The 11,982-nt window shown below is 75.0% G+C and carries 11 protein-coding genes; 5 read left to right on the top strand and 6 right to left on the bottom strand.

The window, feature by feature from the left end; all coding sequences use genetic code 11:
* Positions 1-2 precede the first annotated feature (2 nt).
* Complete coding sequence (locus BGO37_RS07890; RefSeq protein ID WP_291753713.1) at positions 3-1,502, top strand: dihydrolipoamide acetyltransferase family protein; 1,500 nt, start codon at positions 3-5, stop codon at positions 1,500-1,502.
* On the opposite strand, the gene BGO37_RS07885 is transcribed toward BGO37_RS07890, so the two are convergent.
* The 4 genes from BGO37_RS07885 to BGO37_RS07870 are packed head-to-tail and all read right to left on the bottom strand — an operon-like array spanning position 1,499 to position 4,608.
* A complete protein-coding gene (locus BGO37_RS07885; RefSeq protein ID WP_291753711.1) occupies positions 1,499-2,560 on the bottom strand; it encodes a hypothetical protein in 1,062 nt (353 codons plus the stop codon). The two genes, BGO37_RS07890 and BGO37_RS07885, sit on opposite strands and share 4 nt — an antisense overlap.
* Entirely contained in the window at positions 2,557-3,741 is a 1,185-nt protein-coding gene (locus BGO37_RS07880) for a hypothetical protein (RefSeq protein WP_291753709.1), read from the bottom strand. The genes BGO37_RS07885 and BGO37_RS07880 overlap by 4 nt, the downstream gene beginning before the upstream one ends.
* Before the next feature lie 51 nt (positions 3,742-3,792).
* Positions 3,793-4,188 carry a hypothetical protein gene (locus tag BGO37_RS07875; protein WP_291753708.1) on the bottom strand — a complete coding sequence of 132 codons (396 nt, stop codon included), beginning with the start codon at positions 4,186-4,188 and terminating at the stop codon, positions 3,793-3,795.
* 3 nt (positions 4,189-4,191) lie between these two features.
* Positions 4,192-4,608, bottom strand: a complete 417-nt coding sequence (locus tag BGO37_RS07870; protein WP_291753707.1) for a Rieske (2Fe-2S) protein — start codon at positions 4,606-4,608, stop codon at positions 4,192-4,194.
* A gap of 119 nt (positions 4,609-4,727) precedes the next feature.
* On the opposite strand from BGO37_RS07870, the gene BGO37_RS07865 reads away from it, so the two are divergent.
* Complete coding sequence (locus BGO37_RS07865; protein ID WP_291753706.1) at positions 4,728-5,387, top strand: copper resistance CopC family protein; 660 nt, start codon at positions 4,728-4,730, stop codon at positions 5,385-5,387.
* 9 nt (positions 5,388-5,396) lie between these two features.
* Positions 5,397-7,445: a bifunctional copper resistance protein CopD/cytochrome c oxidase assembly protein gene (locus tag BGO37_RS07860; RefSeq protein WP_291753704.1), complete on the top strand. Its 2,049-nt coding sequence runs from the start codon at positions 5,397-5,399 to the stop codon at positions 7,443-7,445.
* 33 nt (positions 7,446-7,478) lie between these two features.
* Here the strand turns inward: BGO37_RS07860 and BGO37_RS07855 are convergent, their stop codons facing one another.
* Both BGO37_RS07855 and BGO37_RS07850 read right to left on the bottom strand, forming a co-directional pair.
* Complete coding sequence (locus BGO37_RS07855; RefSeq protein ID WP_291753703.1) at positions 7,479-7,910, bottom strand: glyoxalase; 432 nt, start codon at positions 7,908-7,910, stop codon at positions 7,479-7,481.
* Positions 7,911-7,921: 11 nt separating this feature from the next.
* Positions 7,922-8,296 (bottom strand): DUF2200 domain-containing protein, encoded by a 375-nt coding sequence (locus BGO37_RS07850; protein WP_291753701.1) that lies wholly within the window; start codon positions 8,294-8,296, stop codon positions 7,922-7,924.
* 41 nt (positions 8,297-8,337) lie between these two features.
* Between BGO37_RS07850 and BGO37_RS07845 the strand changes: the two genes are divergently transcribed.
* Positions 8,338-10,377 (top strand): alpha/beta fold hydrolase, encoded by a 2,040-nt coding sequence (locus tag BGO37_RS07845; protein ID WP_291753700.1) that lies wholly within the window; start codon positions 8,338-8,340, stop codon positions 10,375-10,377.
* Between the two features lie 63 nt (positions 10,378-10,440).
* Positions 10,441-11,823 (top strand): diguanylate cyclase, encoded by a 1,383-nt coding sequence (locus tag BGO37_RS07840; RefSeq protein ID WP_291753699.1) that lies wholly within the window; start codon positions 10,441-10,443, stop codon positions 11,821-11,823.
* Positions 11,824-11,982: the final 159 nt, after the last annotated feature.

Genomic DNA, 11,982 nt, shown 5'->3' with positions numbered 1-11,982 from the left:
AGATGCCGGTGATGCAGCAGTTCCTCCTGCCCGACGCGGGCGAGGGCCTGACGGAGGCCGAGATCGTCGAGTGGCACGTCGCCCCCGGCGACACCGTCACCGTCAACCAGGTGCTGGTGGAGATCGAGACGGCGAAGTCGCTGGTCGAGCTGCCCTCGCCGTGGGCGGGCGTGGTGACGCAGCTGCTCGCCACCCCCGGCGACACGGTCCTGGTCGGCACGCCCATCGTGGAGATCGACACCGACCCCACGGGGTCCGCCCCGGCTCCCACGCCGGAGGCCGCCCCGGCCGCGGCGGCGGACGACGAGGCCGGCGCGGAGCCGGCGTCCGCGGGCGGTGGCGCGGTGCTCGTCGGGTACGGGACCGCCGGTGCGGCCACCTCACGACGCGCGCGCGTCGCGGTGGCGCCCGCCGGTGGCTCGACGGCCGTGATCACGGGCAGCACCGTCACGTTCGGCGACGGCAGCGTGGGGGCGGTCCCGCCGGCCGGGGTCGGTGCGGGTTCGTCGACCGACCGCTCGGGCGCGGGACGGTCAGGCAGCGTGCCCTCGTCGGGCACCGTGCCTTCGTCGGGCACCGTGGTGGAGAACGGCCCTGGGCACGCGCTCGCCAAGCCGCCGGTCCGCAAGCTCGCCCGCGACCTCGGCCTGGAGCTGGACTCCGTGGCCGCCACCGGGCCGGGCGGAATCGTCACGCGCGAGGACGTGCTCGAGTACGCGGCGCGGGCGCAGGCCAAGGAGCTCGCCACCTACGCCGAGGACGACCGGCCGTGGCTGGCCAGCGGCACCGTCTCCGCGGACGGCCGCCAGACGCGGGTGCCGGTCCGCTCGGTGCGCAAGCGCACCGCCGAGGCGATGGTGACCAGCGCCTTCACCGCGCCGCACGTCACGGTGTTCCACACCGTCGACGTCACCGAGACGATGAAGCTCGTCGAGCGGCTGCGCGCCGACCGTGAGTTCGCGGACGTGCGCGTCACGCCGCTGCTCATCACGGCGAAGGCGCTGCTGCTGGCCGTGCACCGCCACCCGGAGGTCAACGCGACCTGGGACGACGACTCCCAGGAGATCGTCTACAAGCACTACGTGAACCTCGGGATCGCGGCCGCGACGCCGCGCGGGCTCGTGGTGCCCAACGTCAAGGACGCCCACCGGCTGTCGCTGCTCGGCCTGGCCCGCGGCATCGCCGAGCTGACGGCCCACGCGCGCTCGGGCAAGGCGAGCCCGGCGGAGATGGCCGACGGGACGATCACCATCACCAACGTCGGGGTGTTCGGCATCGACACAGGGACGCCGATCCTCAACCCGGGTGAGGCGGCGATCCTCGCGTTCGGCGCCATCCGGCAGCAGCCGTGGGTGCACAAGGGCAAGGTCAAGCCGCGCTACGTCACGCAGCTGGCGCTGTCGTTCGACCACCGCCTGGTCGACGGCGAGCTCGGCTCGCGCGTGCTCGCCGACGTCGCCGCCGTGCTCCAGGACCCGGCCCGCGGGCTGGTCTGGGGCTAGTCGAGCGTCTCGGGTTCGCCGGACTCGTCGAGCACCACGCCGTTCGGCGTCGGCCGCAACCGCCGGCGCACGACGAAGGCGCCGGCCGCGGCCAGCACGGACGCGCCGGCCACACCTCCGGCGACGCCGATACCTGTCGTGGTGCCCCAACCGTGCTGCCCGTGGGTCGCCGGGGTCGCCGTCGGGCTGGGCGAGGGGCTCGCGGCCGTCGGTGCTGGGCTCGGGGCAGGTGTCGCGGTCGCCGTCGCGGTGGTGCCGGCCGCTTCTATGGACGGTGTCGTCGGAGCCGATGTCGCGACCGAGGACGCAGCGACGTCGCCCCGCGGCGCGGTCGAGCGTTGTGCAGCCGGCTGGGGGTCGTACGGCCCCGGAGCCATGTGGCCGCAGCCGGCTGGCGGACGGAGCAGGTCGTACCCGTCGATGTGCACGGTCTGCACCTGGTTCGAGGGCACGTTGTCCGGTGGGATCCATCCCACGTGAGGAGGTCCGAGCGACCCTTCGGCCCACGTCCAGCCCCGCTCGGCCGTGGCGTACCACGCGGTGGCGTCGTGCCAGTACGTGATGTGGCGCGTCATCGGGAAGTGGACGTCGTCGAGCGTCGCGCCGCAGATGGCGTTCACGGTCGGCCTGGCCGGCGTGAGGTAGCCCTTGATGTAGGGAGGGCTGGGGCAGGGGGTCGTCGTACCGGACGCCGTCCACTGGCCACCGCCCATGTCCCAGACGTCCACGGTCCAGTTCCATGACCAGGCCGCATTGGCGAAGTCGTACTGGCCCGAGAAGTTGACCATCGGCTCCGGCAGCAGCGACTGGTCGTTGGCCGGCCAGGGCGGTCCTGCCTCGGGATCGGTCGGCGTGGACGAGATGCGGACCCGACTCGCGCTGCCCGCCTCGAAGACGGTCACGTTCGCGCAGCTGACCCGCACGATCGGTGTCTCGAACGGCGGCGTCGACGCGGCCAGGTCGGGCGGTGGGGTCTCGTCGGCGACCGCGGCGCCGGCGACGCCGGCGCAGAGGAGGCCAGCGAGGAGGATGGCCCCGCAGCCCACGACGGCCCTCACCGGCCCTCCTCGCCATCCGATTCGTCGCTCGCCCGCCCAGGGCGACGCAGGCGCACGAAGAAGGCGCCCGCCGCGGCCACCACGCACGCCCCGGTCAGGCCGCCGGCAACACCGAGTCCGGTCGCGGTGGCGACCCTCGCGGCCGCCTGCACGCTCGCGGTCGCGGACGGTGAGGGCCGAGGCGACGGTGTCGTGACCGCTGTCGCGGTGGCGACCGCCCGCGGGGGCGCGGGAGGCGCGGGAGTCGTGATGGCGACGGGCGGCGCTGTCGCCGTCGGCGGATACGGCATCGTCGTGGTGTCCGAGCCCGGCGTGCTCGGGCCGTTGTGCACGGGTGTCGGGCAGGGCTTCGGGTTCGCGAGGCCGGACCAGCACGGGCTGTCCATGCGCGAGGTCTCGGGGGGCGTCACGTTGGCGCCGCAGCTGCCGGTCGGGTTGAGGATCAGCTGGCGCGGCAGCCAGACGACCGTCGCCTCGACGCTGCTGGTACCGCCCGGCAACCACCACCCCGTGATCGCGTTGAAGTTCGCGTTCACCCACTCCCACCCCGGGAGCAGGCGCGCGTACCCGTTCCACTGGTCGTGCGAGTACACGACGCCGGGGGTGGAGGGCCACGCCACGTCGTCGAGCGTCGAGCCGCACGGGGGCTTCGGGGGCTTCACCAGCTCGGCGTGGCGCGGGAGCGGGGGTGCCGGGCACGGCGTCGTGGTGCCGCGCTCGTCCCAGGCGATCGTCCCGTCGGCGCGCCAGACGACGATCCGCCAGCTCATCGCCGTGTCGACGTAGAGGTAGTTGGGCTCGTACATCACGCCGACGCTGACGTCCATCGGCCCGGCCATGTGGGTGATCGCCGGCTCACCCGTCCCCACCGGCGTCCAGCCCAGGCCCAGCCTCCCGCCGGTGGCGTAGAGGTCCTTGACGATCGCCCCGAGCACGGAGCAGGTGGCGGTGATCTCCGGGGCGGAGGGGGTGAGCACGTCGGCCGGGCCGGGCGGGGGCGGTGGGGTGGTGGGTGGCGTGCTCACCACCGGGTCGGGTGAGGTCACCGCCTGGGTCTGTCCCGGGTCAGGCGGCGCCGTGGGGTCTGCCGCGGCCGCGGGGACCGCGGTCAGGCCGAGCGCGGCGGAGCACAGCAGCGCGGCGACAGCGCCGGCGACGGCGCCGGCGACGAGCGTCTTCACTCGGAACCCCCTGTGAGCGGCCTGAGCCGGACCGCTGGGGGTATCGAAGCACTACGCGCGCGCGGCCGTGGCCCGTTCGCGCTCGACGACGAGGGCGACCGCGCCGAGCACGATGGCGATGGCCTCCGTGACGGCGCACGTCCACTCCGCGGTGCCCTGCCAGCGGGAGTGCACGCCGAACAGCCCGAGGGGGCTCGTCGCGACGATGAACGCGCCGAGCGTCGCGGCGCCGAAGCCGAACGCCAGGAACAGCGGGACCCAGTGCCGCCAGACCAGCAGCAGCACGCCGATCACCACACCGGCGACGGCGTTGACGAGGAACGCCGGGCCGACGATGTCGACGTACCGCATGCCCGTGCGCCACCGCGCGTAGTGCACGACACCGGACACGACGACGCACACCGCGAGGATGACGCGCAGCCCCCACGCCGTCCGGGTGCGCGTCACGGCTCAGCCCGCCCCACCGAGCACCTCGCCGCCGACGACGTGCACCGCCACCGGCGGGAGCGGCGCCGGTGCCGGCCCGCTGACGTTCGAGCCGTCGAGCGCGTAGATCGAGCCGTGGCACGGGCACAGCAGCTGGCCGCCGCGGGGGAGCACCGTGCAGCCCTGGTGGGTGCAGATCGCCGAGAGCCCGACGATCGTGCCGGCCTTCGCCTGCGTCAGCAGGATCGGCTGGCCGTCGAGCGTCGCGGCGACCGCGCCGCCGACCGGGATGTTCGCCACCGCCGCCAGCGGCCCGGTGCTCTGGCCGCCGGGTCCCCGGCCGCCGCCCGACGAGCCCACGCCGCAGGCCGCCAGCACCCCCGCCCCCGCCAGCAGGCCGGCGCCGGCCAGCACCTCGCGTCTCGTCGGGCCTGTCCCCATGCGGCCACCTCCACGCTCGCCTGGACCGGACGCTAACCCGGCCGTGTGACGGCGGCGAGGCGAGCGACCTGTGCGTTCGCTGGGAGTGGCGCCGCCGAGCCGCGCACTACGGTGAGGACATGGCGACCCCGGGAGGACATGTGCGGCGCGTGCTGGTGGCGCTCGCCGCGGCCGCTGTCGTCGTGCTGGGCGCGAGCCCGGCGGCGGCGCACGACGAGATCGTCGGCACGGCGCCGGCGGACGGCGCCACCGTCGACGTCGCCCCCGACCGGGTGGTGCTGACGTTCGCCGAGCCGGCCATCGCCCTGGGCACGCAGATCGTCGTCACCGGCCCGGACGGCGCGGTGGTCTCGCAGGGCGACGTCACGCTGGAGGCCACGACGGTGCAGCAGGCGCTCGCTGCGTCGCGGCCGGCCGGGACGTACCACGTCGACTGGCGGGTGACGTCGGTCGACGGGCACCCGGTGACGGGCACGTTCACGTTCACGGCGACGAACCCGACGACCTCGGCCCCGCCGCAGTCGGTGACCACGCAGCCGGCGACCGCCGCGCCGACGACCGCTGCGCCGGCGCCGTCACCATCGGCCACGGTGCCGGCCGGAAGCCCGGTCGGCGCGGACACGGTCGCGGCATCGGGAACCAACACGCGCGTCGGGATCGGCATCCTCGTGCTCGTCGTCCTCGCACTCGTCGCCGTGCGCCTCGGCCGTGCGCGGAGCCTGCGCCGCCTGGCGGCGAAGGACGGTGTCGACCACTCGGGTACGGCCGGCGGGGCGTAGGTCGCGGGCATGACGGCGACCGCCACCCCGACGCCGCCGACGGCGACGCCTCCCGACCGCGCCGTGCCCGCCCGGGCCCGTGACCTGCTCGCCGCGTCGCCGGCGCTCCTCGTCGCGTTCGCCGTCGCGGCCGCGCTCGTGGGGGTGGCCTTCAGCGGCGCCGCCGCCGCCGTCCTCCTGGGCGACCCCGGTGGCGTCGTGCGCTGGGGCCTGCCGGTCGTCTCGTCCCTGACCCGGCTCGCCGCCGCGATGACCACCGGCGGGCTCGTCCTGGTCGTCGCGGTGCTGCCGCGCCCGAGCGGCGGCGCGTCGTGGCCCGCGGGGATGCGGCTGGTCGCGTTCGCGGCCGCCACGTGGACCGTGCTGGCCGTCGCCGAGCTCGTGTTCACCTACGGCTCCGTCGCGGGGCGCCCGCTCAGCTCGTCGCAGTTCGGCTCCGAGCTGTCGCTGTTCGCCACCCAGGTGGGCGTCGGCCGGGCGCTCCTCGGGATCGTCGTCGCCGTCGCGGTGCTGGCCGCCGTCGCCCTCGTCGTCCGCACCCCGACGGGCGCCGCGTGGACCAGCCTCCTGGCCGTCGCCGCGCTGTGGCTCGAGGCCGGTACCGGTCACGCCGCCGGCGCCGCCAACCACGAGCTGGCCACCGGCTCGCTCATGGTGCACCTGGTGGGTGCCGCGGTCTGGGTCGGGGGGCTCGGTGGGCTGGCGGTGCTGAACGGCCGGCTGGGGGACGGGCTCGGGCCGGCCGTCCGCCGCTACTCGGTGATCGCCGGGTGGTGCCTCGTCGGCGTCGGGCTCTCCGGCGTCGTCAACGGGATCGTCCGCCTGGGCGGCTGGAGCGGCCTCGGCACGCGGTACGGCGTGCTCATCCTGACGAAGGCGGCCCTCCTGGGCACCCTCGGCCTCCTCGGCCTGGCCCACCGGCGCGTGACGATCCCGCGCATCGGGAGCGGCGGTGGATGGCCGTTCTGGCGGCTGGTGCTCGTCGAGCTCGTCGTCATGGGCGCGGTGTCGGGCGTCGCGGTCGCGCTCGCGGGCTCGGCGCCGCCGCTGGCCGCGGTGGCGCCGGCCGACCCCACCCCGGCCTACCTCCTCACGGGCCACCAGCTGCCGCCCGCGCTGGTCGGCGCCACCTGGTTCACGCAGTGGCGCGTCGAGCCGATCACGCTGACGGCGACGCTGGCGGGGCTCGTCGTCTACCTGCGGTGGGCGCACCGGCTGCGCGCTCGCGGCGATGCCTGGCCGTGGGCGCGCACGGCCTCCTGGGTCGTCGGGCTGGTCGTCTTCGGGTGGACGACGAACGGCGGCCCCAACGTCTACGGCCACGTCCTGTTCAGCGCGCACATGGTGCAGCACATGGTGCTGGTCATGGTGGTGCCGGTGCTCATCGTGCTCGCCGCGCCGGTGACGCTTGCCCTGCGGGCGCTGCCCGCCCGTGCCGCGACCGCGCCGGGCGACGACTCGCGCGGCCCGCGTGAGTGGCTGCTGGCGCTGGTGCACAGCCGGGTGGCGGGCGTCATGTCGAACCCGGTGGTCGCCGCCGTCAACTTCGCCGGCTCGATGATCGTCTTCTACTACTCGGACGTGTTCGGCTGGGCGCTGCGCACCCCCGAGGGGCACCTGTTCATGGTGGTGCACTTCAGCCTGGCGGGGTACCTGTTCGCGAACGCGCTCATCGGCATCGACCCCGGACCGAGGCGGCCGCCCTACGCCCAGCGGCTGCTGCTGCTGTTCGCGACGATGGCGTTCCACGCCTTCTTCGGCGTGACGCTCATGAGCGGCAACGAGCTGCTCGTCGCGGAGTGGTTCGGGCTCATGGGGCGCACGTGGGGTCCGAGCGCCCTGGCCGACCAGCGCCTCGGCGGGTCGATAGCGTGGGGCATCGGCGAGCTGCCGACGCTGGCGCTGGCGGTCGGCGTCGCCATGGCCTGGGCACGGGATGACGAGCGGGTGGCACGCCGCCGCGACCGCCGCGTGGAGCGTGAGGGCGACGTCGAGCTCGACGAGTACAACGCGATGCTCACGCGGCTCGCCGACCACGACACGAAGCCCGACGCCTAGCACCGGCCCTGGGCGCGGCCGCCGGTGCGCGGCTCAGGCCGTCGGCTCCGAGGCGTGCATCCAGGGGGTGTAGGTCACGCCGACCAGCAGACCCTCGGGGCTGAGCAGGCGTGCCGTCGTCTGGCCCCAGGGCTCGTCGTGCGCCGCGGTGAGCACCCGCTGCCCTTGAGCTTCCAGCTCGCTCACCGCATCGGCGACGGCCTCCCGGGAGGCGACGTCGAGCTCGACCCACGCCTGCGGCTCGGGCAGGTCCGCCGGCCAGCCGTCCGCGCCGAAGACCGCCTGTGCCGCGTGCGCGAGCGGCCAGAGGGCGAACGCCTTGGCACCGGGCAGCCGGTCCTCGTCGGCGCCCCAGTAGCCCGGCGCGATCTCCGCGAGCGGCAGCCCGAGCATCCCGCCCCAGAAGTCCCGCGCGCCGTCCCCGCGGGTGATGGGACCGAACCCTGCGATGAACGAGATCTCCATGCCCGGCGACGCTAGACCCGGCCGCCCACACCCGCGCCCCGCAGGATCGAGGCCATCTCCTTGCCGCGCGCCAGCTCGTCGACGAGCTTGTCCATCCAGCGGATCCGCTGCATGAGGGGGTCGGCGATCTCCTCCACCCGATAGCCGCAGATCATCCCGGTGATGAGGGAGGCGTCGGGGTTGAGGCCGGGCGCCCGGGCGAAGAACGTCTCCAGGTCCACCCCGTCGTCGATGGCGCGCTGGAGGCCGGCCTCGTCGTACCCCGTCAGCCAGGTGATCACCTGGTCCACCTCGGCCCTGGTCCGGCCCTTCCGCTCGGCCTTCTGCACGTACAGCGGGTGGATGCTGGCGAAGGTCATGGCGAAGATGCGGGGGCGCGCGTCCATGCGGTCACGGTAGGCCGAGGCGGTCGTGATAGACAGGCCGGGTGACGGCCTTCGACGACCTCGACTCCTACCTCGCCATCCCCCGCCTCTCGGGTCTGGCGCTGTCCCCGGACGGCTCGCGCCTGGTGACCTCGGTGCAGACGCTCGACCCCAAGTCCACCAAGTACGTGACCGCGCTGTGGGAGATCGACCCGACGGGGGCCGCACCCGCGCGGCGGCTGACGCGCAGCGCGAAGGGCGAGGGCGGCGCGGCCTTCACCCCCGCCGGCGACCTGCTCTTCACGTCCGGCCGCCCCGACCCGGACGCCAAGGACGCGGACGACGAGGTCACGGACCTGTGGCTGCTGCCGGCCCGTGGCGGGGAGGCGCGCGTCGTCGCGCACCGCAAGGCCGGGCTCGGCGACCTCGGCGTCGCGAAGGGCGCACCCGCGCTCGTCGTCGGCTCCGGGGTGCTGCCCCACGCGGCGGACGACGAGCAGGACGAGCAGCTGCGCAAGGACCGCAAGGACAAGAAGGTCGCCGCGATCCTGCACACCGGCTACCCCGTGCGGTACTGGGACCACGACCTCGGCCCCGACGAGCCGCACTGGTTCGTCGGCACGCTGTCCACCGAGCCGGAGGCCGCCGGGACGGTCGGGCCACGGGTGGCGCTCACCGACGTCACGCCCGGTGCCGGGCGGGCGCTCGACGAGCAGAACGCCGCCCTCAGCCCGGACGGCACGACGCTGGTCACCGGCTGGACCGGGTTCCGGGCCGCCGCCGACCAGCGCAGCTCGCTCGTCGCGATCGACGTCGCCACCCACGAGCGCCGCACGCTGGTGGCCGACGAGGCGTACGACGTCTTCGGTCCGTCGATCTCGCCGGACGGCCGGTGGGTCGTCTTCCACCGGGAGTTCGTCTCGACGCCGCAGCGCGCGCCGCGCATCGACCTGGCCCTGGTGCCGCTCGAGGGTGGGCCGGTGCGGCCGTTGACGGCGGACTGGGACCGCTGGCCGGACGCGGTCGAGTGGCTGCCGGACTCGTCGGGCCTGCTGGTCGTCGCGGACGACGACGGCCGCGCGCCGGTGTTCCGGGCCACCCTCGACGGCTCGGTGACCCGCGTGACCGGCGACGACGCGGCGTTCCACAACGTGCAGGTGTCGCCGGACGGCGCCACGGCGTACGCGCTGCGCTCGTCGTACCTGGCGCCGGCGCACCCGGTGCGGATCGACCTCGCGACCGGTGCGACCGAGCCGCTGCCCGCCCCCGCGCCCCTGCCGGAGCTGCCCGGCCGGCTCGAGGAGATCGAGACCGTCGGCGTGGACGGCACCCGCGTGCGCGCCTGGCTCGCCCTCCCGCACGGCGCGTCGGCCGACCACCAGGCGCCGCTGCTGCTGTGGATCCACGGCGGCCCGCTCGGCTCGTGGAACGACTGGTCGTGGCGCTGGTGCCCGTGGCTGCTCGTCGCTCGCGGGTACGCGGTGCTGCTGCCGGACCCGGCGCTGTCGCTCGGGTACGGGCAGGATTTCGTGCAGCGCGGCTGGGGGCAGTGGGGCGGCAACCCGTTCACCGACCTCATGGCGGCGACGGATGCCGCCCTGACCAGGGACGACGTGGACCCGTCCCGGACCGCCGCGATGGGTGGGTCGTTCGGCGGGTACATGGCGAACTGGGTCGCCGGCCACACCGACCGGTTCCGCGCCATCGTCACGCACGCGTCGTTGTGGGCGCTCGACCAGTTCGGGCCGACGACGGACGCGGCGTTCTACTGGCGGCGCGAGATGACGCCGGAGATGGCGCTGGAGAACTCGCCGCACCGTCACGTCGGCGAGATCACGACGCCGATGCTCGTCGTCCACGGGGACCACGACTACCGCGTGCCGATCGGCGAGGGCCTGCGGCTCTGGTACGAGCTGCTGGCGCACTCGCGGCTCGCGGCGGACGACGAGGGCCGCACCCCCCACCGGTTCCTCTACTTCCCCGACGAGAACCACTGGGTGCTGTCACCGCAGCACGCGGCGATCTGGTACGGCACGGTGTTCGCGTTCCTGGCGGAGAACGTGCTGGGGGAGGCGGCGGAGTATCCCCGGCTGCTCGGCTGATCTCACCCGACCCACCGCTGCAGACCGCACCGCGCCGTGCCGTCATCGGGGATGATGTCCGGGATGTCCGCCCGAGACACGGAGGGACGCGTGGTGGACCCGCTCGTCGCGCCCGTCGCCGGGGTCGTGGAGCTTGCCGCGGCCGGCCACCGGCTGGAGATGGCGCGCGAGGTCGACGACGTCGCGGTGATCGCCGCCGAGTCCGCGCTGGAGATCCTCGGGGCCTCGAGCGCCGCGCTGTGCCGGATCGCCCAGGACACCTGCCGCACGATCGCGGCCGCGCCGCCTTCGCGCGACGTGCGCGAGGTGCTGTTCACGCAGGGCTCGCTGCGCGCCGAGCAGCGGCCGGCGCTCCGCGCGCTCATCAGCGACCGCGCCTCCTGGCGGGCCGACGTGACCGACCCGCTGTCCGACGCGGTGGAGGTGGGCACGCTCCGCGACGTGGGCGGGACCTCGGCGCTCGGCGTCCCCGTGGTGGTCAACGGCGCCGTCTGGGGGCAGGTCACCGCGACGCGGCGCGCCGAGGGGCGCCCGTTCGGCGAGCGGGACGTCGCGGCGGCGGAGGTGCTCGCCGGACTGGTCGCGGGCGCCATCGCGCGCGTGGACCTCGAGGGGCAGGTGCGCCACCTCGTCGCCGACGACCCGCTGACCGGCCTCGGCAACCGCCGCATCGCCGACTCCGCCGCGGACCACGCGCTGGCCAGCGGCCAGGAGACGTGCATCGTCATGTGCGACGTCGACGGCCTCAAGCGCGTGAACGACGAGCTGGGCCACGACGTCGGCGACGACCTGCTGCGCTCGGTGGGCGACGTGCTGCGCCGCATCACCGAGGAGCTGCCAGGCTCGACCGCCGGCCGCATCGGCGGGGACGAGTTCTGCGTCGTGACGATGGGGCACCACCGCGCGGACGTGCAGGAGGTCGTCAGCCGGATCGTCGCGGAGTTCCCGCTGCCGCACGGGGCGGCGATCTCCTACGGGCTGGCGTCGACCGCCGTCACGGGCGCCGTGCCGGCGCGGACGCTGTTCCGGCGGGCGGACGCCGCGCAGTACCGGGCGAAGCGGGCGCGGGCGAGGCTGCGCCAGCTGTCCCTGCCGCCGCAGGCCGATCCGGCGGTGACGGCCGAGCGGATGCTCGTCTACGGGACGGCTGCGCTGGGCCGCGCGTCGGCGGGTGTCGTGGCGCGCCTGTGCGCGGTGGCAGCAGGCGCCGCCGACGTGCTCGGCGGCGGGGAGTGGTCCGTGCTCGGGCGGCTGGACGGGGGCGAGCCCGCGGTCGTCGCGCGCGGCGGCAGCCCTGCCGACCTGGGCAGCGACGCGGTGCTCGTCGAGGGCGCGTACGGGACCTGGTCGGTGGGCGTCGGCGCGTCGTCGACCGCGGCCACCGGCGACGCGGTCACCACGGCGCTGCAGGCGCTGGTGGCGGTGGCCGTCCTCGGCGCCGCCTGAGCCCCCACCCCCATGTCGGCCTGACCACCCACGTGCGTGACCGCCTGACCGCCCCACGTGCGTGACCGCCCGACCGCCCCACGTGCGTGACCGCCTGACCACCCTCACCTTCATTTTCCTGAAGTACCGGTCGCGAATCGCGCCCACTTCTTCAGGAAA

This window comes from Cellulomonas sp. 73-92 (assembly GCF_001898175.1).
Lineage (GTDB): Bacteria > Actinomycetota > Actinomycetes > Actinomycetales > Cellulomonadaceae > Cellulomonas.
This window is presented reverse-complemented; position numbering and strand designations above follow the sequence as displayed.